This window comes from Rhizobium rhododendri (genome assembly GCF_007000325.2).
In the GTDB taxonomy this organism is placed as follows: Bacteria; Pseudomonadota; Alphaproteobacteria; order Rhizobiales; family Rhizobiaceae; genus Rhizobium; species Rhizobium rhododendri.
In genome coordinates this window covers 658,495-683,227 of the sequence record NZ_CP117268.1, presented here as the reverse complement: position 1 = coordinate 683,227, position 24,733 = coordinate 658,495, and the positions used below count along the sequence as shown (strand labels likewise).

Annotated in this window: 23 protein-coding genes and 1 pseudogene; 12 read left to right on the top strand and 12 right to left on the bottom strand. The window is 55.6% G+C overall.

Annotated features, from left to right (window positions below):
- The first annotated feature begins 11 nt into the window (after nt 1–11).
- From PR018_RS20895 to PR018_RS20855, 9 genes are all read left to right on the top strand, one after another.
- Nucleotides 12–272 carry a (2Fe-2S)-binding protein gene (locus PR018_RS20895; protein WP_142831201.1) on the top strand — a complete coding sequence of 87 codons (261 nt, stop codon included), beginning with the start codon at nt 12–14 and terminating at the stop codon, nt 270–272.
- Nucleotides 269–1,696 carry an NAD(P)/FAD-dependent oxidoreductase gene (locus PR018_RS20890; RefSeq protein WP_142831200.1) on the top strand — a complete coding sequence of 476 codons (1,428 nt, stop codon included), beginning with the start codon at nt 269–271 and terminating at the stop codon, nt 1,694–1,696. Before PR018_RS20895 ends, PR018_RS20890 begins: the two co-directional genes overlap by 4 nt.
- Nucleotides 1,693–2,829, top strand: coding sequence for an NAD(P)/FAD-dependent oxidoreductase (locus tag PR018_RS20885; protein ID WP_142831199.1), 1,137 nt, complete (start codon nt 1,693–1,695; stop codon nt 2,827–2,829). Before PR018_RS20890 ends, PR018_RS20885 begins: the two co-directional genes overlap by 4 nt.
- A complete protein-coding gene (locus tag PR018_RS20880) occupies nt 2,826–3,767 on the top strand; it encodes a dihydrodipicolinate synthase family protein (RefSeq protein WP_142831198.1) in 942 nt (313 codons plus the stop codon). Before PR018_RS20885 ends, PR018_RS20880 begins: the two co-directional genes overlap by 4 nt.
- A 14-nt stretch (nt 3,768–3,781) precedes the next feature.
- The gene (locus PR018_RS20875) at nt 3,782–4,453 is read left to right on the top strand and encodes a GntR family transcriptional regulator (RefSeq protein WP_244615430.1); all 672 of its coding nucleotides are present in this window, start codon (nt 3,782–3,784) and stop codon (nt 4,451–4,453) included.
- Nucleotides 4,454–4,455: 2 nt separating this feature from the next.
- Nucleotides 4,456–5,844, top strand: coding sequence for a dihydropyrimidinase (gene hydA, locus PR018_RS20870; RefSeq protein WP_142831196.1), 1,389 nt, complete (start codon nt 4,456–4,458; stop codon nt 5,842–5,844).
- Between the two features lie 95 nt (nt 5,845–5,939).
- Nucleotides 5,940–6,203, top strand: coding sequence for a type II toxin-antitoxin system ParD family antitoxin (locus PR018_RS20865; protein ID WP_142831236.1), 264 nt, complete (start codon nt 5,940–5,942; stop codon nt 6,201–6,203).
- Between the two features lie 2 nt (nt 6,204–6,205).
- A complete protein-coding gene (locus PR018_RS20860; RefSeq protein ID WP_142831195.1) occupies nt 6,206–6,520 on the top strand; it encodes a type II toxin-antitoxin system RelE/ParE family toxin in 315 nt (104 codons plus the stop codon).
- A 460-nt stretch (nt 6,521–6,980) separates the two neighbouring features.
- Complete coding sequence (locus PR018_RS20855) at nt 6,981–7,811, top strand: lysozyme inhibitor LprI family protein (protein WP_142831194.1); 831 nt, start codon at nt 6,981–6,983, stop codon at nt 7,809–7,811.
- A 327-nt stretch (nt 7,812–8,138) separates the two neighbouring features.
- On the opposite strand, the pseudogene PR018_RS20850 reads toward PR018_RS20855, so the two are convergent.
- From PR018_RS20850 to PR018_RS20840, 3 genes and pseudogenes are all read right to left on the bottom strand, one after another.
- Nucleotides 8,139–8,454, bottom strand: a pseudogene (locus tag PR018_RS20850) (damage-inducible mutagenesis protein); the annotation flags it as partial.
- Nucleotides 8,455–8,878: 424 nt separating this feature from the next.
- Nucleotides 8,879–10,822, bottom strand: coding sequence for a DUF4139 domain-containing protein (locus PR018_RS20845; RefSeq protein ID WP_161990984.1), 1,944 nt, complete (start codon nt 10,820–10,822; stop codon nt 8,879–8,881).
- A gap of 263 nt (nt 10,823–11,085) precedes the next feature.
- Nucleotides 11,086–11,496, bottom strand: a complete 411-nt coding sequence (locus PR018_RS20840) for a lysozyme inhibitor LprI family protein (protein ID WP_142831192.1) — start codon at nt 11,494–11,496, stop codon at nt 11,086–11,088.
- 694 nt (nt 11,497–12,190) lie between these two features.
- Between PR018_RS20840 and PR018_RS20835 the strand changes: the two genes are divergently transcribed.
- Nucleotides 12,191–13,219, top strand: a complete 1,029-nt coding sequence (locus tag PR018_RS20835) for a DUF4424 domain-containing protein (protein ID WP_142831191.1) — start codon at nt 12,191–12,193, stop codon at nt 13,217–13,219.
- A 73-nt stretch (nt 13,220–13,292) separates the two neighbouring features.
- Nucleotides 13,293–15,131 (top strand): DUF4344 domain-containing metallopeptidase, encoded by a 1,839-nt coding sequence (locus tag PR018_RS20830; protein ID WP_142831190.1) that lies wholly within the window; start codon nt 13,293–13,295, stop codon nt 15,129–15,131.
- Between the two features lie 117 nt (nt 15,132–15,248).
- On the opposite strand, the gene PR018_RS20825 is transcribed toward PR018_RS20830, so the two are convergent.
- The 9 genes from PR018_RS20825 to PR018_RS20785 all read right to left on the bottom strand — a co-directional run bounded on the left by PR018_RS20825 (nt 15,249) and on the right by PR018_RS20785 (nt 23,415).
- The gene (locus tag PR018_RS20825; RefSeq protein WP_142831189.1) at nt 15,249–16,124 is read right to left on the bottom strand and encodes a hypothetical protein; all 876 of its coding nucleotides are present in this window, start codon (nt 16,122–16,124) and stop codon (nt 15,249–15,251) included.
- Between the two features lie 135 nt (nt 16,125–16,259).
- Complete coding sequence (locus tag PR018_RS20820) at nt 16,260–17,315, bottom strand: helix-turn-helix transcriptional regulator (RefSeq protein ID WP_142831188.1); 1,056 nt, start codon at nt 17,313–17,315, stop codon at nt 16,260–16,262.
- 353 nt (nt 17,316–17,668) lie between these two features.
- A complete protein-coding gene (locus tag PR018_RS20815; protein WP_142831187.1) occupies nt 17,669–17,992 on the bottom strand; it encodes a hypothetical protein in 324 nt (107 codons plus the stop codon).
- A gap of 129 nt (nt 17,993–18,121) precedes the next feature.
- Nucleotides 18,122–18,595: a hypothetical protein gene (locus tag PR018_RS20810; protein ID WP_142831186.1), complete on the bottom strand. Its 474-nt coding sequence runs from the start codon at nt 18,593–18,595 to the stop codon at nt 18,122–18,124.
- Nucleotides 18,596–18,762: 167 nt separating this feature from the next.
- Nucleotides 18,763–19,590, bottom strand: coding sequence for a hypothetical protein (locus PR018_RS20805; protein WP_142831185.1), 828 nt, complete (start codon nt 19,588–19,590; stop codon nt 18,763–18,765).
- A 294-nt stretch (nt 19,591–19,884) separates the two neighbouring features.
- A complete protein-coding gene (locus PR018_RS20800; RefSeq protein WP_161990983.1) occupies nt 19,885–20,682 on the bottom strand; it encodes a lysozyme inhibitor LprI family protein in 798 nt (265 codons plus the stop codon).
- A gap of 342 nt (nt 20,683–21,024) precedes the next feature.
- Entirely contained in the window at nt 21,025–21,342 is a 318-nt protein-coding gene (locus tag PR018_RS20795) for a hypothetical protein (protein ID WP_142831183.1), read from the bottom strand.
- Between the two features lie 268 nt (nt 21,343–21,610).
- Nucleotides 21,611–22,273, bottom strand: a complete 663-nt coding sequence (locus PR018_RS20790) for a lysozyme inhibitor LprI family protein (protein WP_161990982.1) — start codon at nt 22,271–22,273, stop codon at nt 21,611–21,613.
- Between the two features lie 56 nt (nt 22,274–22,329).
- Nucleotides 22,330–23,415 carry a lysozyme inhibitor LprI family protein gene (locus PR018_RS20785; protein WP_161990981.1) on the bottom strand — a complete coding sequence of 362 codons (1,086 nt, stop codon included), beginning with the start codon at nt 23,413–23,415 and terminating at the stop codon, nt 22,330–22,332.
- A gap of 660 nt (nt 23,416–24,075) precedes the next feature.
- Between PR018_RS20785 and PR018_RS20780 the strand changes: the two genes are divergently transcribed.
- Nucleotides 24,076–24,486, top strand: coding sequence for a hypothetical protein (locus PR018_RS20780; RefSeq protein WP_142831180.1), 411 nt, complete (start codon nt 24,076–24,078; stop codon nt 24,484–24,486).
- The last annotated feature ends 247 nt before the right edge of the window (nt 24,487–24,733 follow it).

Here is a 24,733-nt window from a genome sequence, read left to right as displayed (position 1 = left end):
GGGAGCGCAACGTGGAGCGCGGCAAGGTCGTGCGCTTCACGTTCGAAGGTCGCTCAGTTGATGCCTATGCGGGTGAATCGATAGCGGCGGCACTGTTGGTGGCCGGCTATAAAACGCTTCGCGAGAGTCCGAATGACCATGCCCCGCGCGGCCCGTTCTGCTGGATGGGCCTTTGTCAGGAGTGCTCGGTTGAAGTGGATGGCGTCCGTCGACCGGCTTGCCAGTCGGAATGCGCCGATGGTCTGGTTGTCCGAAAGGGAACGATCGCATGACCGAGATCTATGATGTCCTTGTTATTGGTGCCGGCCCGGCCGGAGGCGAGGCCGCTCTGTCGGCTGCGTCTTGCGGTCTCCGGGTATTGCTGGTCGATGAGGCCCAGGCGGCGGGCGGCCAAGTCTATCGCGCGGCACCTCGTAGCTTCGAAGGTCTAAAATCCACCCCCGAAAGCCGGGCTGGAGACGCCTTGCGCCGCCGTCTTGCAGAAAGCGCTGTCGACACGCGCTTCGGTCACGCAGTCTGGTCGGTCTCTCCCGACTTGCGAGTGGATGGCCTTTCCAAAAGCGGGCCGGTGTCCTGGCGCGCCCGTAAGATCATCGTGGCTACCGGCGCGCAGGAGCGGGTCGTTCCCTTTCCCGGCTGGACGCTTCCCGGCATAACAGGCCTTGCCGGCGCGACGATCCTCCTGCAGTCACAACATATTTTGCCGGGACGCCGGACGCTGGTGGCAGGACAAGGGCCGTTGCTGCTGGCTGTTGCCGCCGGAATTCTCAAGGCCGGTGGGGAGGTCGCTGGTGTCGTTGATCTTGCCTCACGGGGCGATTGGCTGGCACATGGCGCGGCTTTCCTGACGCGACCCGACCTTGCGATGCGCGGTGCAGGATGGCTGGCGCGACTTCATCGCGCAGGCGTTCCCTTCTTCAACAGACATGCCATCCGCAATGCTGCTCGACGGGGCGAGGACGAAATCGAGGCAACGATCGGTCCGGTCGATAATGATGGCCTGCCGTCGGAAGGCGCGGAGCGGACGATCGTCGTTGATGCCGTCGCGGTTGGAAACGGCCTGACGGCATCAACCGACGTCACGAGGCTGCTGCGTGCCGAGCATGCGTTCGATGAGGCGCGTGGCGGCTGGATTCCGCAAACGGATTCGGATTTTCGCACCAGCGTGCCTGGCCTTTACGTGATCGGTGACGGCGCGGGAATTTCGGGGGCGGCTGCAGCTGAGGTGAACGGGCGCCTCGCGGGTCTTTCTGTAGCTCGCGACCTTGGAGTTCTGTCCGATGAAGTCTACCTCTCGAAATCGTCTGTGCCGCGGCAAAAGGCGCGACAGGCACTCCGTTTCGGCGGCGCCATGGCGCAGTTGATGGCACTGAAGCCAGGGCAGATCAAAGGCATCGCCGACGACGCCATCGTCTGTCGCTGTGAGGACGTCAGCCGGCGGGACATCGACATTGCCTGCAGCGAAGGCGCACGCAGCTTGAACCAGCTGAAGGCATGGACCCGTTGCGGCATGGGACCGTGTCAGGGGCGCATATGCGGAGACATTGCGGGAGCCCTGCTGGCCGATGCAACAGGACAGTTTCCAAGGTCTGGCATGTTCACGGGCCGCACGCCATTTCGTCCGCTGCCGGTCGCCCATCTTGTCGAGACGGTCGATTATGCCGAACTCAAGCTTCCTCCGCCGGCTCCGCTATGACGTCGATGAATCCATCTCAGACGTATGATATCGCCGTGGTCGGTGCCGGCGCGATGGGTGCGACGGCCGCGCTTCATCTTGCCCGCAGCGGGATGCGTGTTGTGTTGATCGATCGAGGTGACATTTGCCGCGAGGCCTCGGGCGTAAATGCCGGTACGCTGACCCTGCATATGACCCGGGCCGGCCTCATCCCCTATGCGATAAAAGGCCGTGAACTCTGGCTCGACGCAGAGAACTGGCTGGGCATGGATGTCGGCGCACGGTCCGCTCCAGGACTGTCTCTCGCCTTTACGGCAGCTGAACAGGAGATGCTGGAAAAAAGGGCGCATGCGCGCGCAGCAATGGGCGCGCCCATCCGGCTGATTACTCCCGCCGAGGCACTTCGAGTGGACCCAGGCGTGAACCCTTCGCTGATCGCCGCTGCATATTGCGAACTCGACGGTCACGTGACGGCCTATCTTACAGGTCGGGCGTATCGAAAGGCTCTGGTCGCGGCCAATGTCTCCATTCTCGAAAATAGGCCTGTAGGCGGCATAGAGTTTGAGAAGGGCAGCTACACAATCCGCCACGAGGACGGCAGACGCACCGTGGCCAAGCGCCTTGTGCTTGCCGGCGGCGTCTGGCTGGAGTCGATGCTTGGCTGGCTTGGCCTGCGCGTCCCGATCAAGTGCCTGATCAACCAGCTTGTAGTGACGGAACGCATGCGGCCTGTGATGCGCAGCGTGGTCGGCATTGCCAACGGACTTCTGTCGCTGAAGCAATTCGAGAACGGCAGCGTGCTGATTGGCGGCGGCTGGCAGGGCATCGGCGATCCGATTCGTGGAGGGGTGGAGACCATCCCGGAGAACCTGATCGGCAATGTGCAACTTGCCCGTCACGCCATTCCAGCGCTAAACGACACCCGTATCGTACGGATCTGGCTCGGCCTCGAATCCGAGACCGCCGATGCCATGCCGATCATTGGCCCCCTCCCCGGGTTCGAGGAAGCCTATGTGATCGGCTGCGCCCATTCCGGATACACCAGCGCTCCCTATATGGGCAAATTGCTTGCCGACCGGATCCTCGGACTGGAGCCAGAACTGCCGCTGTTCGACCCTGCCCGGCTGATCAAGAACGAGGAGGATACACCTTGATACCTGCCATAGATCACCCTTTTCGCGGCATCTACGTCGCAACCCTCACGCCGTTTCGCGATGACGGCACGATCGATGAGGAAGTGCTGGCCGATCATTTTCGTAGCGTCACCGCCGAAGCGGGCATCGTCGGCGTCCTTTGCAACGGTCACGCCGGAGAGAACTTTCTGTTGACCCGCGATGAACGTCGCCGCGTTACCGAGATCGCCGTTGAAACGATTGGCCGCACCCATATCGTTGTCTCGGGACTGTTGTGTGAGTCAACGGCAGAAGCCGCTTGCCATGCCGATGATGCAGCCAGGGCGGGCGCCGATTCCATTCTGGTCTTCCCGCCGTTTTCCTGGGCGTTGTCGCAGGACAACGCCATGGCTGTAACCCATCATCGCCAGATCGCCGCGGTGGCTTCAACGCCGATGATGCTCTACCAGGCTGGCGTCGCGTCCTCGCTTGCCTACAGGCCCGAGGTCCTTTCCGAGCTGGTTCAGCTGCCGACCGTCGTGGGTATCAAGGAAGGGAGCTGGGAGAGCAATACCTATGACCGAAACCGCCGGCTCGTCAAACGGGTGGCCCCGCATGTCGAGGTCATGGCATCCGGCGACGAGCATTTGCTCCCTTGCTTTGCGATTGGCAGCGAGGGTAGTCTCGTCAGCTTGGCAGCCATCATGCCGCGGGAGATCGTAGCGCTTGATCGTGCGGTGCAAGAGGGCGATATGGATATGGCGCGTGCATTGAATGAGCGCATTCAGCCCCTGGCAAACGCCATCTATGGCGCGCATCCGATGGGATGGGCCACGGCCCGCCTCAAGGCGTGCATGCAGTTGCTCGGGCTTTGGCGCAATGGCAGTCCACGCGCTCCGATCACCGACCTTCCGCCGGCAGAAATGACAAGACTTCGGCAGGCGCTCGTTGACGCCGGACTTCTGGGTTGTGACGCATGACTGATGATGGTCTCATGTCGGTTATGACTGGTGAAGCAAGCCTCGCGGAGCGGGCCTATGACGAACTTAGCCGCCTTGTCCTGACGCGCAAGCTGCCTGGCGGCAGCCTTGTCGTTGAAGGACGGCTGGGCCAGCAGCTCGACATTTCGCGCACGCCGATACGAGAGGCGATCCTGCGGCTGGCCGCAGAAGGCCTGCTTGTCAAGCAGGGGTCACGCTCCTACGCCGTGCGCCAGGTGCAGCCGGTGGAGTTTTTTCAGGCGCTCAAGGTTCGCGAGCTTCTGGAAGGCGAAGCCGTCGAGCTCTCGGTCGGCCGCATCAAGCCGGAAACAATCGACGCGCTGCGTAGCGATATTCTCCGCCTCGGCACGTTGGAAGCGCAGGCCGCGGAACATTGGGATACAGATGACCGATTGCACATGCTTTTCCCGCAGGCGCTTGGCAACGATGTCCTTGTGCGGATGATACGGCAACTGCGTGTCACCACGCGTCTGTTTGAACTCACCAGTCCGGCTGGTCGAGTTGCAGCCGATGCGGCGGAGCATGTTGCCCTTCTGGATGCCTTTGCCAGGGGCGACGGCCGGCGCGCAAGGGCGATGATGGTGACCCATCTGCGCAACGTCGCCTCTGAAATTCTCGATATCGTAAGCGGGCGCGACATTAGCCCGGCTCGTCGGAGGACATGATAATGCAGGAATTTGATCTCGTTGTCCGCGGAGGCACCATCGTCACCGCCTCCGATACGTTCAAGGGAGATATCGGCATCAACGACGGACGCATCGCCGCGCTCGGGCTCAGGCTGGATGGCCGCGACGTGATTGAGGCCGAGGGCAAGCTGGTGATGCCGGGGGGCGTCGACAGCCACTGCCATATCGAGCAACTTGAGGCCGATGGCAGCGTCCACGAAGAGACCTTCCTTACCGCGGGCATTTCGGCCTTTGCCGGTGGCACCACGACCGTCATTCCCTTTGCACCTCAGTTCAAGGGCGAGCCGATCGCCGCCCATTTCGGCGACTATCAGGCGCGCGCCGCCCGATCGCCGATCGATTACGCGTTTCATCAGATCATTACCGATCCGACCGATTCAGTGATCGGAACGGAGATTCCCGCTCTGATTGAGGCCGGGATACGAAGCCTCAAGGTTTTCCTCACCTACGACCCGCTGCACATCGATGACCGGCAGTTTCTACGCGTGCTCGAAGCAGCCAGACAGTGGGGCGCGACAGTGTGTGTTCACTGCGAGAATTACGATGCGATCCGCTGGCGCTCAGAAAAACTGCTTGCGGAGGGTCGCAGCGAACCGGCGTCCCATGCGCTCTCACGACCCAAGGTCGTAGAGCGTGAGGCGACATACCGCGCAATCGCCCTTGCCGAACTCGTTGGCCAACCGATTCACATTTTTCACGTGTCGTGCGCGGAAGTGGCGGAGGAGATTGCCAGGGCGCAGCGTCGCGGGGTCAAGGTGACGGCGGAGACCTGCCCGCAATATCTCGTGCTCACTGCCGCCGACATGAGCCGGCCGGACCGCGAAGGTGCCAAATTCATGTGCAGCCCGAGCCCGCGCGACGCAGGAGATGCCGAGGGATTGTGGGCTGCAATCCGCGCCGGCACGCTGGATGTGATTTCCTCTGACCATTGCGGCTACAGCTTTGCAGGCACGCAAGGCAAATGGATGAATGGCCCCGACGCCGACTTCACCCGTATTCCAAATGGCGTTCCTGGCCTTGCCGCGCGAATGGCAATCGTCTTCAGCGAAGGCGTCGTGAAAGGTCGCATCGATCTCAACGACTTCGTGCGATTAACCGCAACCAGTCCCGCAAAGCGTTTTGGACTTTACCCGCGCAAAGGCACGATTGCTCCCGGCGCCGATGCCGATCTGGTAATATGGGATGCCGAGAAGCGGGTAACACTCAACAACGGCCTGATGCAGCATGCAATCGACTACACACCTTATGAAGGCCTCGAGGTGGTCGGCTGGCCAATCGGAACGATTGCTCGCGGCCGTCTGGTGATGAGCGAAGGCAAGGTTTCTGTGACGCAGGGCGCAGGCAAGTTTTTGTTAGCTGGGGTGGCTTAGGCTATCCGCCAAGGGAGGCGCCATGTCTAAGATTGACATCTATTGCCATAAAAGATGAGCTGCGCCATACTGTAAAAGTAAAGGAGGGACCGATTATGCCAAACGTCGCGCTCGGAAAACATTACGAGGAATTCGTCAAGAAACAGCTGGAATCTGGCCGTTATAGCAATGCCAGCGAAGTCGTCCGGGCCGCTCTGCGGCTCCTGGAGGACAACGACGCAGCCCGCGAACGTTGGCTGAACGAGGAGATCCCACGTCGCTATGATCAGCTGATAACGGATCCAACGATGGGCGTCTCGGCCGAAACGGTCCGCGCCCGTTTTGAGGCTAAACGCCGAAATGCTACGAACGCCAAATAGGAATGGCTTACCGCATTATCTATAACTTGCAGGCGGAAGCTGAACTCGACGCCCTGTATGTAGATATCGCCATGGAGGCAGGCGACCGGATTGCCGCCGAATACGTGGACGGCGTGATGACTTTCATTGAGGGCCTGGAGAACTTCCCGCACCGTGGAACCATTCGGGAAAGCTCGGTTCCCGGCTTGCGCATCATTGGCTACAAACGTAGCGTCAGCGTGGCGTTCTCGGTACGGGGCGATGATGTACTGATCCTCGGCGTGTTCGCGCGCGGCCGCGACATCACCGAGGAAGTCCTGAAAGAACGGAAGCAGTGAGCTCCGGTTTTCGCCGCTCTCTCCATGATTGCGGGAATTATTAAATATTTTCAGGACCGGGATGTGCCGTATCCTGCCTATCGGCCCCGCCCAAGCCCTCAATAAGATCGCAGCCCCAAACAAATCGGGGGCTGCTTCGTGAGACAACCCGCATCAAATAGAGGTCGGCCAACACCGCAAGACGAATGAAATGGCATGAGTACCGTTCAAAGAAAGGTCGCCTTGATAGGATTCGAACCGTTGGCCCGGCTGTAGAAGCCCTTCAAAGACGGATCCCAATAACAGATCCCTCGGTCTGGATGTCTATGAGAACTGGGACTCACGAGCCCGGTGACGCCGCGATCTTGTGCGGCTTACACCGTCGTGATAATTTTACTGCGTTTTTACGCTGGACGAAGATCGTTTCCCGGCACAGGTGAATGATTGAGGCAACAGGTTATCAGCAAAGGAACGACACACAATGAAATACCTGCTTGCAGCCGCAGCCGCAGCGTCGCTGCCGTCGGCCGCGCATGCGATTGACTGCACTCGAGCCTCCAGCCATATCGAGCACATGATTTGCGATGATGCCAGCCTCTTGCGCGCCGATGTGGCAATGGGTAGGGCCTATGCTGAGATCCTCAAAGCCGCCCCGGACCCACAAATCCATACCATGCTTATTGTCAGCCAGAAGCGTTGGGTGGCCGCTCGAGATGATGCGTTTGGCAACCTTGACGGGGCCACCAATGGTATGACTGGCGAGGGTTACCCCAAGCCGTTGCAACGCAGCCTCGTTCTTCACGCCACCGAGGATCGCACGAAAATCTTGAAAGCGAAATCGGACGAAGGCTCGAAGCAACCAAGCCTGATCCAGGCGGCTCTAAAACAACGTGAGTTCGGCGCTCAGTTCACTGGCGGCCCTTCCGCCGGCTTCTCTTCCTCTTGCAACTTTTTACCTCATAACGCGGGGGACCTTGGTTACGACTACGCCTGTTTCGGAACTGCTCAGTATCAGAACAATGACCGAATCTGTGGCGAGACGCAGGACTGGGCGACCTTTCGTGCTTACACGACGCGGTTTGTCGCAAACGTTGTGGCTGGCCAGGTAAAGGTCACAGCCCTTTGCAAGGACGACATCTGCGATGCGACGCCCGACGGGGGGTGGGATAGCCGTCCCGAAGTGGGGAGCGATGGCCCAGTGGGGGGGGCGCTGGAGAAACTGGATCCCGAGGCGGATGACGGACTAGGGGATGAATGGTTGAAAGTCTGCCTTTCGGATAAGACCTTTCCGCCAACCCAGACCCTCAAATGACTGCAGCAGGCATTGGTCTATCCCCCCAAATGGGATGGAGACGGAAGATACACTGCGACCTCATGTATGGGACGCATAAGCTCAAACTCATCAAACGCCTGATGTATGGGCGTTAGGCACGTATCGTGGGGGCACCCTGACGTCATCGAGATTGCGTCAACTCCTTCGGGAGCCGGCAAGGGTCCCGTTACCAAGCCGATTGACAACGTGAACAGCCAAGCGGCGTGATCGAGTATTCAACACCCAATGTTGGGTCGTAACCACGCGCCTAGCGACGAGGCCGCTTCGTTCCAAGTGCCGGACGCTTCCGTGAAGACCTTGGACGTGACGCCATTGAGCAGCCTTTTGGGAGCATTGAACCGTGCGGGTTCGATGCAAACGACGGCCGGAATCAGGACTGACCATTTTTCCGCGGTCTCCCCAGGAGGACAGCCCCTCTTCCATGTTGGCGAGCACGTCTTCCTCCTTGTCGGATCCTACAAAGATAACCCGATCACGATGGAGACCGACCTGCGCCAGTGCCGGAATGAACAGATCTGGCCGCGTCACCACCAGATTACGGACCTCTGGTTCGGGCGGCAGCCGAGCCATTGACGATGCCCAAACCACCGCTCGCGAACTCGTGCAGCGCGCCACAGGCGATCCTTTGGAACTCGCCGAGATCCGGCACGCTCTTCTCGGTCAGGGCCTTGACGATTTCGCCGCGAGCGCCGACTAACCAGCGCTTATCCTCCTCCAAGGCGGTGGCGAATTTGGGATCAAACTCCGACCGCAGTTTCTGATTCAACGGCAATGGCTAATCTAAGGCCGCAAGCGCGGCTTTCCGACAAATTGCCTTTGGACTTGGCCTTCTCGCAATCGAAGGACGGCACACCAACCGCTGGGCGGCATGGACCGCAAAGAGGCAAAGAACGAAAAGAAAGCATGCAGATGACCCCCATTGGAGTTCCGTCGATTCTGTCAAAATGTCTTCGTCCGCGCAATATAAGCTCGTCGTTGACGGTTGCCTGATGACTTGCGGATAATTACGACCACCGCGATTGCGTTTGACCTCTGCCAACCACCCGTTAGAACGATCTAATTGCGGCCGAAACCTTCTCGCTCGCTACGCTTATAATCTCGCGCTGCTCCCCCCGCAATTTCTCGATATTTTCCAATTTATTCTCGGTGGAGTTCAGCAATTTTTCGAACCGAGATTTGGTGTCTCCCGAACCAACCGATTGAAGATTGCTTCTCGCACGTTGCTGGTCCGCTTCAACACGAGCAAACTCCTCGTCCAGCGCACTCAGCTTCCGGTTTGCCCCATCTTGCTCCGCCTTTGCGGTCGATAGCTCGGCAAGTTTTGCACGCATCGCAGGATCGGCTGCAGCATCCTGCCACTGCATTAGCGCATCGGGTTCTGCGTCCGCCAAGGCTGTGCTTTCTTCATTTACGATCGAAAGGCTGGCTTTGGCAGCTTTGACCTCCCCTGTTCGCAGTTCAATTTTCATCCGATCTTTGGTGACTGTACCCTCGATCATACCGTCTGCTTTGAATGACCAGCCGGGCTGCTTGTCCTGCTCGATGAGAATGGTCCGGGGAGCATCGCTAGCACCCCTGATTTTGTATATGATTTCCTGACTTGTCACGGATGATGTATAGATCAACCCGTTAACGACCCTAATCCGTGTGATGGTGGTTTTTGATTTAGGCTCGGTCGTGATAGAAACCTTCTGGTCAAGCGCAAAGCTGACGGCCTGCTTTTGACCGTTTGGAAGAGCTGGGATCTGGGCGTCGCCGACGAAACCCTGCTTTCCATCGTAGACAGTGATGATGCCAGGCGGCAGGCTCACGCCACTATCGTTGTCGACGAGCGACGCAGCGGTCGGATGCTCGCTCCCGCTTTCGGGACGGAAAAGCGATACCATTTCTGCCTTAGCATCGTGATCCAGGATGGGCACGGCGATTGTGTCACCATTTTTGATATTGTAGCGGCCTGAAAGCACAAACGTCGAAGTGACATTTCCCTCAACTGTCAGTCCGGGATCCGCAGCATGAGCCATCGACCCGTCGTTACTCCTGCTCGTTGCTGCAATGGGAGCCGGCGGTGGCGGCGCTATTGCGAGCGGTGGCATGCTTCGTTTGGCCAGTAGAGCCCCAGGTGGTGGCTGATTGACACCAAGTTCGGATGTATCCATAGGGACCTCGAGGCGTTGCCTCCAGAAATGGTCATAGAGCCGTTGCCTCAACGTTACCGGTTGCCCAGATGATAAGGTGATCCCAACATCGCTCCAGTCTTCGCCAGAAGCATTTTCGAATACGGCCCAAGCCTGAAGTCTGACAGAACCATCCACTCCAGTAACCAAACGGTATGAGGTCTTCCAGATTGGCGCCGGTACAACGTACGAAACGTCAACGTTTCGACTGTCTTGCCGGTCTAGCTCGATGTGGATATTCCGGGCGACATCCAAATTAGCTTTCCCAATTATCTGCATAGCCCTTTTTAGCTTTGTCTTGAGCGTCGGATCTACAATGGAGATGGCGGTGCCCGGTATCGCGACCATAGACATGGTGCCGTCATCACGCAGAAGCGACAATTGCCAACTCAAACTCGACTGGGCATTGCCCGGAATGTCGGTCACGCCGAGCACCATGCCCTCTTGCCCGTCGCCCACCCGGATACGGCTCCCCTTGATAGAGTTGAGAAGCGAGGGCAGCGACGCCAAATCAGAAGGCTTGAACGGTGATGTCTTAAATGTCTCGTCTACGGGTTTTGGGCCAGTGAGCGACATACTTTTAACGCGGCCCTTGTCATCGCGGATGACAAGGCTTTTGAGGATGTCATCAACCTGGTCAATGGGAACGTCGATATCGAGCCCTGCACTATCATCGATAGTGGCTGACCTGACAATCTCAGCCAAGCCCCCGGAGGAAAGGGTCACTGATCTGATAGGGCCGTTCACACCAGCTATTGCCGTCGAAGCACTGAGAAGCAGAGTTGCGTAAGACGCAAGGAACCTCGTGGCGGACATGAATTCTCCAATTCTAAAATATTCCCAAAGGCGACGAGACGAGTTTGTTGAGATACTAGGCTCACTTTCACCGCGAACCGGTGCGGCATCGGCAATCGAATGATTGGTACATGGTAAGAGATAGGCTAAGCGCGCCGCTGAAATTAGCAAAAGGACCTGACTGACGTAGGTAGCAATACACTCCGTCCGGCGAGATGCGGTGCGGCTGACCAAAATAGCAACCCGTACGGCAACCACACTGGATCCGAGCGGACGTGGGGATGTCATTGATCGGACGGACCCAACGCATCTGCCCAGTTAACTCGCATTTCCCTGAGCCTGGCGGTATAGGCATTCCTCAGGCAGCGCACATCTTTACACTTGTCACGCACTGTCTTTCGCCAAAAAGTTAGTTCTTTACCAGCAGGATCAAGTGTTTCTCCCGTCTCGGCATCGTGCCCAAATGTTTCGCCTTCAATCTTATCGAACAGCACTTTCATCTGGTCATCTAGCTTAGATAGTTCTGTGTTTTTGCAAATGAGAATTTCGACTTCGCTTCCAGCCGACTTGCAGTCGAAGCCGGCGGCGGACACCGTGCCCGATGCAAGAAGCACGCAGCACGCAACCAGCGTGCCGATGCTTGGAGCGCGCCCACCCTTAGCGCTCATTGAGAAAGCTTGTCTCTGACGTATCATTCCGTATTTCCTCAAAACGCTTGCTACTAAGCCGGCGGAAAAATTGGGTTCGTCGAACAGTGGTCGAACCAGGTGACGTCGCTATCCTCAAGCGGCCAGACGCCCTTGAGCGGGTCGTCATCTAGAGCGTTAAATCCGAAGCAATCGCTTTTTCCGTAGGCGGCTTCTGCCAGAACGGGAATTGATATTGCCAGGACGAAAAGAACGAACGAAAGAGTGCGCCCTGTTGGAAAGTCATATTGGGATCCTGGTAACGAATGATCTCTGCAAAGAATTGTGAGACGCTCGCGACACATTGGTTTGGCTCGTCCGATTGACATGTTTCCCGACCATGGACCGAGAAAGTTTAGTGCAGCTGCGCCGCCATTGTTTGAGCCTTCTCCAGTCGCATGCTCCACGCTTCGCAAACAGACCTATGTCACCCAGCTCTAACTGGCCAGCACACTCGAGCCTTTTTGGAAATATAGACACATGTGCACTTTTCGCGGACTCCAAGGCGTTGGCTCGCCAGCCGGCATTTGATACGTCCCGGTCCCGTTGCGTCTGCGAGTTTGATGCTATCCTAGGCTTTGCACCGGTGCGAACTGAGAGAAGGGCACTCAGAATATCCGGCCAACTGCCAAATTGCTGTTGCTCATGCGCGGTCGCTCTGCACCTGGCGCGAGCTAACCCCTCTTCACCGAAAGAATTCTTGATGCGCAATAAAGCAGTCGTCTGTCTCTTTGTTCTAGTGTCTTCGAGCACGGCATTTTGCGATGATAGCTCAGCGACGCTGGGAGCCGGAGGGCTTGTCCTCCAAAAAACGGACAAGGTTACCATAGTTTCCGAGGACCTGTATCTGTCCCTTAACTCTATCCGCGTCTCCTATCGCTTCAGAAACGTGGCCAACACAGACTTCACTACCACTATCGCTTTTCCGATGCCCGACTTTGTTGGGGGAGGATCAAACTCGACAACGGTCGTTCCAGACCCAGCAAGCGATAATTTCATGAAATTCCAGACATTGGTGGATGGGCAACCTATCGAAGCGCAGCTCGAACAACGCGCCTTCCTTGCCGCCGACGGGGTTGCAGATATAGAAATCACCGAGCGCCTTAAGGCGCTTCATATCCCGCTTGTCCCCACTGTGGAAGCAACTCAAGAAGCGATCAGCAAGCTGACGAATGCGCAACGCAAGAATTTGGTAGAAAATAATTTCGTCGATACCGGCGATGCGGGCGACTACGGTGGGCAATCTCAGACGCTGTACCCTGTTTGGACACTGCGCTCCAAATACTGGCGCAATCAAACGTTCCCAGTTGGGCGAGAGATTGCGGTTCAGCAGACATATGTGCCGGTTCTTGGCAGTCAGTCCAGTCTATCGTTCGGCTCTCCCGACATGGATGCGGATCGCATCAAATCCTATCGCGAAAAATTCTGCACAGACGCCGCTTTCACCAAGGCCGCCCATACCCTCTATTCAAAAGCCGCTGACGACAACGGCAAGAGCTTTCAGTCATTTGAACAGTACCTGTCCTATGTCATCAAGTCAGGGGGTAACTGGGCAGGGCCGATTGGCAGTTACAGGTTAGTCGTCGACAAGGGAGATCCTAAAACACTTGTCTCTTTCTGTGGCGACGGTGTCAAGAAGATCGGTCCAACGCAGTTCGAGCTGAAGAGCCAGAACTATAAACCCGAGAGAGATATCGATATCCTTCTGCTGCGCACCGTCCCTGTTGACTGATCGGCCGCCGCTTAGCGCCTCTAGTACAGCACCAAGTCGTCACTTCTCAAATAGATATCGGAGCCAGATCCGAATGAACTTCTCCGCCAGGTCTTTCGCGACCAAAGCCATCATCGCGCTGGCTACAAGCTTCATCGTCTCCGCAGTGTGCTTCATGCCAGCTTTTGCCCAGACTTCAGATCAAGCGGACACTAGTGCCTCGGTGGAAGCCACACTCAACATCTGGGAGCGTCGACTTACGCAGGAAGGGCTTGTCATACTCGGCTACTATAACGGCTTTGCAGACGGCACGTTCGGGCAGAGCGGCCGCAATGCGATCGCCAGCTATCAGCGCGATCACGACAGATCCGCGACAGGTCAGCTTTCAGCGCAAGACGCACTGGAATTAGGCGGCGTAGCGCTCAACATGAGAAAACAACTCCAATGGCATAAACTGGATAAATCGCTCACAGGAATGATGATCTCATATCCCACCGCTCTTCTCACGCAACGTCAGGAAAATACCCTTGGGGGTGAGAACCTGCAAACCGAGGACGGAGCCATCGTGTTGAAGACTGTGCGTTTCGCAAGTAGCGAAGATGACCGCCTCGACAAGCTATATCAAAGCCTTCTGAACGAGAAGGGAAGCACGATCACATATCAGCTCAAGCGTAAGAGTTGGTTCATCACCTCAGGCACCAATAACAATCGCAAGTTCTACACTCGTTTCGAGCAGCGGGGTGCTGAAGTTCGAGGTTATGACTTAAGCTGGAATAACGACAAAAACGGCAAGCTGCTCGACAATGTCTCTGTATTGATTTCAAGCAGTTTCTATCCATTCGGTGCGGACCCCGCAGACGGCGACCCGAGCTACCCAACGTTGGGAAAACTTGCAGACCTGGCAAATGCTAATCAGGCGCCGAGCGTGAGCGGCTCCAGCGGTCCGACAACCTCCCAAGCTCCGTCTCAACAGGGGACTGATAACCAGTCGGCTGAGGTAAACGACAAGGACGGGCTAACGGAACAGAAAGAAGGAGCGCTTCCACCACCGGCTGATGGTTCCCTAGTAACATCGGATGGAAAGGGACTACGGTTCGTGTATCACTATTTCGCACCGGAAGATCCAAAATTCAATTACGCGTACCAGTGGGCTATCGACACGCATTTGTTTTTGAACATCCCGGAGATCAACGGGCTGGATGGGCTCTTCGTCACGCCACGCCCGCTGCATTACGTCACGCGACAATGCAATACAATCAATGCGTTCTACGACAAAAAAAACGGCGCGGTTTTCCTTTGCTATGAAATGATCGACAGCCTCCTGCAAATGGGCGAAGCCCTTTCAAAAGGTGCATCCGACCCGAAGGCATTAACTGTGGAGTTCGTGCGGGATAACCTTCGTTTCATCCTACTGCATGAGTCAGGACATGCGTTGATCGACTTGCTTGATATTCCGGCAGTCGGACGCGAGGAAGATTCGGTCGACCAGCTTGCGGCAGTGCTGCTGCTCACACACGCTGACGACGGCGAGACAAAAAATGACATTACGCGCGTTCTCCAGCTTGCTTCCGTCTGGTTCAAAGTCAACAGCCAGTCCGGTTCTCCCGATACTGCCGCATTTGCGGACGAGCATGCGCTAGATGCGCAGCGTTATTTCAATCTTCTATGCATGGTATATGGGTCAGATCCCGAAAATAACGGCGCCATGGTCGACAACGGGATGCTGCCCAAGGAGCGCGCTGCTCGCTGCCCCGACGAGGCGTCCAAGATCACCCGCTCGTGGGCGCGGCTCGTATTACCGCACTTTTCACCCAGATTTCGACCTAAAGACGACAAGAGCGGCGACGATCAGCAGACCGCCGCTCCGTCACAACCAGCAACCGGTGGAAATCCTCTCGAGTGGGATAAAAATTCGAACCCGTTCGCCAAGTAGTAGCGCCGAACTGTGGCCCCGCTGCGGGGCTAATCGGCTGATCGCGAAATGGTCTGCGAAGGGATCAATGTTTGCGCAGTTTGCCCGCGCGGCGGTGCGAAACGCGATACCGATCCTTCAATTCGACTCATGCCAACTGGACTGGTCGCAGGTTGCTGCGTAATCTGAGACCTTCGGGTCATCATCTCCAAATGTGGTAACCCCTAGCTCCATATGACCTTGACGATAGTAGTTTCTGCAGTAGGCAAAATCTGTGGCGGAACAATCTGTGGCCTCCACGATCCCTGTTTTGCGAATGTCGTCTCCAACCGGGTCCCGAGTTGACGAGGGCGGGCTCTGATATGGCACCCAGCCCCTCGCCATGATCTGCTTGCGCGCCTGCGCAATAGGCTTGCCGTATACATTTGGCACCAATCCTTTGTCGTCGCAAACGCCCTCCTCTGGAGCTAGCGGGTCGACCTCAATCGTCTGATCGCCACGAAAACGGATCTCGCCTACAGGCATCGCAACCAACCCACCATCCAGAATGCGCACACGGTCCTTCACCGCAGTGATCCGCCCAATTGTTAATTTGCTTTGTTTGTCGGCGTACAATATCGCTAGCAGTTCTGTACCATCGAACAAGGCGACGTTTCCCTGGGCAACTTCACAAGCGCTGCCCGCTACCTGATCGAGTCGGCCTGCAAAACTAACGGCGTCATATTGACCCAGCTTCGCTTCCCCAGTCACGCCCCATCCCAAGGAGGTGGCTTCGCTACCGCCCTGCGTTTTCAACTCTCGCAACACATTGCATGCTGTCGCCGACGATATGGGTTCGGGCGGCTTGGGCAGTTTTGAAAGACGGGCAATTGCTATTCCGGGGACAGTGGTTTTTACGCTAATTCCGTCATTCGCAATCGCTTTTGAGATAAGGGTCGGAGCGTTGAAGACGGAGACAAGCACGGCAATCGTGTAGGTGGTATTGTGCAAGCCGCGGCGGACTGATAAAGACATGGGCGGAGCGCATCCTACATATTGAACCAAATCGCACGCCGGAGGATAGCGACCTCCGGCAAATGATATACACAAACCAAGTGCCTTCTTATTTGTTTCGAGTGCAGATCCGTCTAAGTTTCGCAACAGATCACTCTAGCTTTTCGGAACCCCAAACGGCAATGTCCAGCCCGAAGGACGGATGATCTGTTCTCCAAAAGGCCCGATAGGAACCGTCACGGAAGCAGAGTAATGGAGACCTGTTTTTTCGAGTGTTTCACCCGGGGTATGGCCAAACTCCGCTTTGAACAAACGATAAAAATACTTTTCGCTAGTGAAACCGTGGCTGCTCGCAATCTCCGCGATATGTGGCTTCGGTTGGCTTGGATCGGCCAGCAACTGATGGGCGCGGTGTAGACGTTTGCGCTGTATCTGCCGCATTATGCCGCCGTTGCCCTCAAACAATTGGTATAATTTGGCCCTTGATACACCGACCTCGCGGCAGATTTTTGCTGGAGTCAAATCGGCATCGAGCAAGCGTGCGTCCAGATATCGCAAAATACGACGAAACAAAAGGTCACGAATAGGAGTTGCGGCGACTTGCATCTCGTCGGATGCAGATGAAACGGCGGCAGTCAGCAGTTGCAAGGTTGATTGCACGAGATAAGGAATATCCTGTTCCCTCAACCCTGCAAGATTGCCGAACAGCGAAATAAAATGATCTGCCAGGAGGCTAGCGATGCCGCCTTTGAGCGCATGACCATGTAGCAGAGCCGTCTGGCTCGGCAGCATGTCTCTCGGTACGGCGATCGAAATCACGTTGTTCGTCTCCACCAGGCACTCGTTGACCTGAGACGCGTCCACTACGAACAAATCGCCAGCCAACATCACAGATGTTGGATCCTTCGAACGGTAGGTAAATCGACCGCCCAAAACCAAAGTGAAGCGAAAGAAGTCGTATCCGTCTGTGCGGATACGGCGGTCCGTTCGGAAAATTTCATAGGCAGGCGCTAACCCCTCCCCAAGCCACTGTCGGCCAGAGAGGATCAAAGGGCCAAGCGCGGCACCGGTTGCCCTCGCATCGTAGGCCCGAGATGAAGTGTCCCACAATCGACAATCGCAATGATTGTCCTGGATCCACATCTGGAAGCGATCTCTTTCGGGAAAGTCGATCGTTGAAAAATCAAAGACAAAGCTGGAAAGGTTTTGCATCGTCAAATTTCAAATTTCGCTGCTCTTGGTTCCCAGTATCCAGGCCGGCCTAATTTGACCTGCCGTCGACATGAACGGTGACCTTATTATGTGCCGAGGCGGGTGGCGTCAAAGCCTGCCTGGGCTTTGGAACGCTACAACCTCTATTCACGCGAAGAAGGTCAAGCGGGAGTTAAGGCGTTCTCATCCTGCGTGTCGGATTTTATAAGCTAAACATCTGAATCGGCCACATAAACTGGAGTACTATTGTTGCTTTAGACGTTGCTAAGAATTGGATCGGCACCTCCATTCGGGATCAAGACCTTACCTCCTGACACAAGATACCCGCTTGTAAGAAACACGATAGTTTCCTGTTACGGCGAGATATGCTTGCCTCTTGCGGATTTATTTCGAGCAATGGCTCTGAATAGAACGCGACAAAGTACAGATATCGTCAAGGTCGCGAGCGCAAGTGCCCCCATGGGAACGGTAAAAACTATCATCCATAAGAACATACCCATCTTATAAAGAGCCTCACCGTAATCTTCTCCATGAATTACACACGCGTGGGTCTCACCTTCATTCAATTCACAACCGGCAAGATTCGCGGTCAGACTTGCCAAGCCGGTGACGATAAACGGTGAAATCATAAATAAGATTGTTAGGAAAACCATGAGGACAACGACGTAACGGCGCATTGTGGCTTGCCTCTTGATGAATCTTATTGAGTTTCTTCTGTTTGACGCTCGTTGGGTAACAGAGCAATGCCATGAGACATTTCCAGCCAAGGACTGTAAGATCCGACCATCCAGACACACTTCACTTCCCTAGCAATGACCAAGTGGGACAAAGCTTTTCAGAAGCTGTTCAATAACGTCGCCATAGATTTTTTGATCAGCCTCGGGATACTCGAGGGAGAAATTTCCCATCGCTCCATCGCACAGCGCGATTTCCCGTACGTAAAGTATAAGGTGGTCGCGAGCGCCAGAAAAGCTCACCCAAGAAGGTCGGCGCTTCTCGTAGGAAATGCGCCAACCATCGTCCACGTAAAATTTGCGTTGGCGGTCGCTTTCGGCCTTGAAGTTTTTCTCCATGATATAGTTGCCCCACACCAACAACTTTGCCTTACCATTCAAAGACTCCAGCGTGATCCCGTCATTATTATCCGCCGCAGAGGCGATTTTAAATTCCTTCGGTATTTCGATCCAGTAGCCAAATCTTGGATTTTGGTATGACTGATCGCCGGCGGCCCCGGCCGATCCTGACAGCAGGACAAAGATTAGGGCAGCACGTACAAACATGTTCGCTCCTTGGTTAAAAATAGTAGACGATTTGAACCGCACCTGGTCTGCCGAAGGCCATATCGTTTAAGTTATGCGACCATGGCTGGTTCGTCCAGCATTGTGGGTCCTCGGATTCGACTGGCGGTAAATGCCCGATAGGCTCCTTTTGGGAACAAGCCCTCGTCTCATTGCTGGGACAGATTTGTGCAGGTGCGGAACGCTTCAAACACTGGGGCTGCGCCGGTGAGCGACGCCGTCGTCGGGTCGGTGACCGACGAGGTCACCGTAAGATCTGTGCCTTGCTCTAGGGCCGTTAGCAGGGCGGCCATATCCGTCTGGCTCAACTTTGCCATTATTACATTCTCGTTCGCGACCGTCCCGGGAAATTGGCGCTGCAACGTCCCGGTTGAAAGCGTAATCATTCCAACGGCCTTGCCGATGAAAGATCGATGATCGTCACGGATATCGAGCGTGAGGCTTTGCCCCTGTGCGTGCAGACCGATCTCGCTGGCCCTGCCGATCAAACGCAATGCGATGCATTCATCCGGTGGTGCGCTGGACTTGGCAGGCTTGTTGACACGCTTTTCCGCACGCCACTCGCCGCCTCGAGCTAGGGGAACGGTATCGATGGTGTAGTCGGCGTCCGCTGCCAAATCGGGCACTTGCGCGCTCTCGCCGGCGGGTTGGTTCAGATTCAGATCGATGAAGCCAGCGGAATAGGCGAGTTGAACGACGCAGGCAAAGGCCGCGACAAAGGCAAGAGCGGTGCGAGGGAGCCAGCGTTCACGCCAAGGGCCGTCGTTCCATAACAGCTTGACAACCATGCCAAGGCCGACACTGGCCATAGCGAGACCAAGAACGTTGAACCGTGTTTGCGAGACCGAAACCCCATCCACCGAAACGCTTTGCGAGGCGCCCATGAACACCCACAAGGGTAGAATGCCAAGGGCGAGGCCAATCAGGGGAATACGCAGACGTTGAATGGAAGAGGACGTCCGAGGAAAATCATTCATATCACGTTCTCATCAAATGTTGTTCGATTTGTCATTAGCTTCGCCGATAAAATGCCGCAGGGGCAAGAAACACGAGCCCTCTTTCACCGCATCAGAAGGACTTGGAGACACTGATACGGCTCGCCGGGCTAAGGAGCCACCGAGCTTCCTGCGCTTTCAGGCCCGTGACACCGTGTTGGATGCAAGAAGCAAGCCGCACGCGATCAGCGTACCGCTGTATGGAGCGGGCCCACCTTTTAGCACCCATTAAGAATGCTTTTCTCTGATGTATCATTCGTCTTCCTCAAACGCTTGCTACTGAGCCGGCGGGAAAATTGCGTTCGTCAAACACTGGTCGAACCAGTTGACGTCGCTATCCTCAAGCGGCCAGACGCCCTCTACGTCAAGCTTTGTCAGATTCGATTTCGGTGAGAGGAGACGTTCGTCTCTTTCAGGATGGAGTTTCCACGTTGAATCTTCGTCTCTTCCGTCTCCACTGTTGCAAATGTTGCCTGACTGATCGCCGCATATAGCCGAGAGCTTCGCGACATCGCCCTTAACGGCGCTGACGCCGTGATATTCGGAAAGTGACCAAGTCGCCCAATCCGTTCTGGCACTGCATACTCGATAATTCTGTTGGACATGCATGGCGCCAAAGCATTGGTAGGAGAAGCTGGTTCCGCCACTGTCATTGGGGATAAATTCGCAATTCGTCTCGAACCCGGTGAAAGACCCACCCGTGTATTTGGCCAAAAACCGCCGTTGTGCCGCGGCTTGGGCGATCAATCCCTTGTCTGTGCGGTCTTTAAGCCGGCTGGTCCGCTCGGCAAACGCCTTTTGCAGCTCGCTGATCGGAAGGGGGGCTCCTTCAGAATTTGCACTTAAGCCGTCATCGCGCGCAGCAATCCACCGGCGTTGGCTGTCCGTCAGCATTTTTCGAATTTCAGAATCTGGCGCTGCCTTAAGGATTACGCCGTAAGCTTGGCCCATGGCGGCATCCGCCGCCTTCAGGCCGGCGTTGCCGCATATCCTTTTGTCAATAGGCGCAACCGCCTTATCGCAATTAATGGCCCAGGCCGACGATGATGCCCCCATAGTCAAAAATGCGGTCAAGGCCCCTACTATTTGCTTACGCGTACGAAAGGCGGGCTGGTGACAATGAAGCCATTTTCCCAAGATCCCCCAGAAACTACATTCTAACATAATATAATCCGTCCAATCGTCCAAATTGTCGGCTTTTATGTATCCCAGATGGGCAATCTGGTGAGGGCCCTAATAAAGATTCGAACAGATGTGCACCTTTAAAAGATAGTTAGACACTATTTAAATGACTCCTGAAAAGAAATCGGATGCGCTTGATTTGCTAAAATCGCCCCGGCGATCTTGCAGAGGCGTCTCCGTCATCGCCGCATTGGGCGACCACCGGAGGGGCTTCCCGGCCTGTCATCGTAACGCCTACTGGAAACCTTGTTGACCTCGGAGGAACTCCCGGTTTGACAGATCCTGTTGAACAGCCCTCTGATATTGCTCTTGATCATCTTGCGATGCGTCCTGCTCCATCCCGGATTGCGGTTTACCTTGCGTATATTCGCTGACCTTGTCAGCGGTGACAAAGTGAGGCACGTCGGACCCAGGTGAGAACACCTCATACAGTTGGTGCTGCGCTGCCACGCCCTGATTTTGCTCGGACACACATCCAGTCAACGTGAGCAATGCCAAAGTGATGAGTGGCGCAGAAAAGGCCAACTGCCGTATCATTTTTGCCTGTAACATTAATCCCTCACATCTTGCCACGCGGGAGCTCGGAGACGCTTTGGCAACCCGCAGATATCTGCTTGATATTGATTACTGATTTGAGCTCGCTATTGGCGTTAACGCGGACGAGCTGGTATTTTCAGCCCCTGGGACTCCGACATCGACGGCCTTTAATGGTTGAATTAAATAGGTTATCCACTTTCCGAATTTAAATTGCCTCCTTTGTGACTCCCATCCGTTGTATGATTTATGACTAGGGCAACCAGCCGATGACTTCGCGGACATATCATCCGCCGAAACAACGGCTGTTGGTGAAATCGCGCAAGGCAAGGGCAGTGTCGTCCGTGGAAGGTTCAAGCGCGAAATGGCCCACCATCTCGTCATTGCAGATATGGACGCGTTGCCGCACGGCACCTTTTGTCAGGATGCAAAGCCCACCAAAACTATGATTGCCTTCGAAGGAGCCGCTGGGCAGGTCGATCAGTTGTTCGCACCCTAGTATACGGCCGGGGCTCTTGTTTTCCGCCAGTGATTTGTTGAACGATTCCACCCGAGCTCCGGTGTCACGCATTGTGACAACGCCGCGGCACGACTTGCCTTGGCGGATTTCGCACTGCGACGCATCGGCGATGTACATGTCTTTCCTCGAGAGTAAGGAGATACGCGCCTCGTATGCGCGCGTGAGGCAAGCCTCATCCATGCAGATATCGCGAACATAGCGGTTCCAATGGCGCTGTTCAGTCAACAATGTGGGTTTACTTGAGGGTGCGGCCGCAGCCATCGCGTTGATATAGGCTTGTTGAAGTCTCGTATCGAGTTCGCCTAGCGCGCTGTTGACGCAAATCATTTTTTCAGTTGGTGTACCGGCCTTTCCGCAGGCGAAGCCTGCTGCAAAGCTAGGTGATGCCAAGATAAGGATTGCGACGGCTAACCAATAGGTGCGGCGCATGTTTCGCTCCTGAGTAATCAACATAGGCTGTGCGGGTTCCTGGCTTGTCACATCCGCTATTGAAAAAGTTTGCTCTCGAGCTCCGCTGCACGTCTAGCTGTAGCTGTGACAGAACAATCATCGGAAACGATTAGCGCAGAGGTCCCACTTGTTTTATCGGCCTCGCACTGTTTGTCGCGTTGTGCAATCCAGCCTCGTTGCTCGTCTCTCAATCTTGCAGCAGCATTTTTCTCCAATTTGGTGCGAAGGCGGCGGTAAGCGGTGTTAAGACGATCGTCCTGATATTTGTATTCTGCAGAGGCACAATTCCGCATGTCGAGGGTGACACCCTCGGAACTCTCTAGACAAGAACCGTAGGAGGGACGGATGCCGTCAGCTTTGTTGCTGACCTCGGGCGAATTTTCCGCCGCTTGGGCTTGGGTAGCTGTCACCTTTTCATAGGCCCGTCTGTACACGCGCGAAAAGCTTACGTTTATGCCTCCGCACATATGGTTGTCTCCTACAACAAGATATCGTCCAAGCTGGTTCATTTTTACCTGGCATATTCCCGGGCCCACCTTTTCCTGGTAGGCAAGCAGTTTGCCCATATTTCCCTTGAAGTCCCACTCAAAGCCAAACTTCGCTAGCGGCTTGGTACTGTCTATAACGGCGGCAAACTGACCTCCTTCGTCTCCGCTTCCAAGCTGCAAAGTCGTTGTTGCATCAACGCGAACTTTATCTCCTTGCTGTTTGGCGATAATTTTTGTTTCGTCGTCCCCCCAAATGCCAACCCAGTCAGCTCGGGGTGATTGCTTAGACAGGCGCTCTAGTGGCAGCCAACCGGCCGTTGTATCCGTGTCATGTGGTTTCGCTGCGTTAAGATATTCAGCACATCCCCTATTACCGTCGATTCTTGTAACGACCACTTGATCGCCAGGCAGCACGAAGGCCCCCTTACTGCAAAAAAGGGATCGCTCAGGGCACTGGAACTCGACCTTATCACCGGGCTGAACTTCATAGAGCTGCGCGGAGAGCGGGTCGTCATCTAGAGCGTTGAATCCGAAGCAATCGCTTTTTCCGTCGGCGGCTTCTGCCAGAACGGGAATTGATATTGCCAGGACGAAAAGAACGATACGAAAGAGTGCGCCCTGTTGGAAAGTCATGTTGGGATCCTCGTAACAAATGATCTCTGCAAGAGTTGTGAGACGCTCGCGACACATTGGTTTGGCTCGTCCGATTGACATGTTTTCCCGACCGTGGACCGAGAAAGTTTAGTGCAACTGCGCCGCCATGGTTTGAGCCTTCTCCGGTCGCAAGCCCACGCTTCGCAAACAGACCTATGTCACCCAGCTCTAACTGGCCAGCACACTCGAGCTTTTTTGGAAATATAGACACATGTGCACTTTTCGCGGACTCCAAGGCGTTGGCTCTCCAGCCGGCATTTGATACGCACCGGTCCCAGTCCCGGTGCGTCTGGAGTTTGATGCTATCGTTAGGCTGTGCACCGGTGCGAACTGAGAGAAGGGTACTCAGTATGAACGTCTTCCAGAGCTGCACCGTCGTGTGGTGAGGATGTTCGTGCGAAAGGCCCACCCCAGTTGCACGGAGCACTTCACACTGGGCGAGTGCGGGCCGAAACCGACCGCCCTTTACCCGGTTCCACCGTTCAACCGGAGCGTCACCGCACCCGACTTGAACAAAATTTCTGCGATCTCATTGAAGCGTATCGGCCCGTGGGACAGGGTGGCAGCCGTACTGAGGAGCTCACTCCGAAGCCGGGTCAGCCTTAGTGGAAATCAACATACTCACCGATGAGGAAGCTAATGAAGACTGTGGTGATAATGATAGCCTTGCTGCTTGGCGAAACAACGCTTGTACAGGCAGCCTCATGCGAAGGTAATTTTACGGTATCGGGTGTGCCTATGCTCACCGCGCTCAGCTACCGCTCATGGGAAGACTATCCAAAAGCAAGCGCGCCAGTGATTTTGAAGAGATTGGCACAGGGTGTAGCGGCGGAGGGCTTTTCGGGCATCAGGACCAATAAAGAACTCTCGTCGATCGACGCATTTCAGGAAACAAGTGGCAGTGGTAGAGTTCAAACGCTCCGCGTCGTCGCACGCCAAAAAGGCTCAGGTGTCAGGGTAGATGTCGTGTTTGACATCCAGGCCGGCCAGCTCACCAGTAAGGATGTTGTCCGCAAAGGAATTTGTAAAATCATTAGTGCTGCGCGGTGAGTGAGTGCGTGCCTTTAGGATGTTTGGGCAAATTCGGTTCGGCTATTTGTTTTTTGAGCTATTTGGCCCTCGGTCAAATCAGCCGTCGGCTCTTGATCGGCGGCATTCTTCAATATCTCGAAGATCATTGTCGGATTTGTCGCCAAAGAGACTGGACTTGTCCTCGCCACGACCCTTAGATTAAACGTACTGAATAAGGCGAGAGCGGTGTGACCTGCGGGTTCGGACTTGCATAGAGACAAGGGGC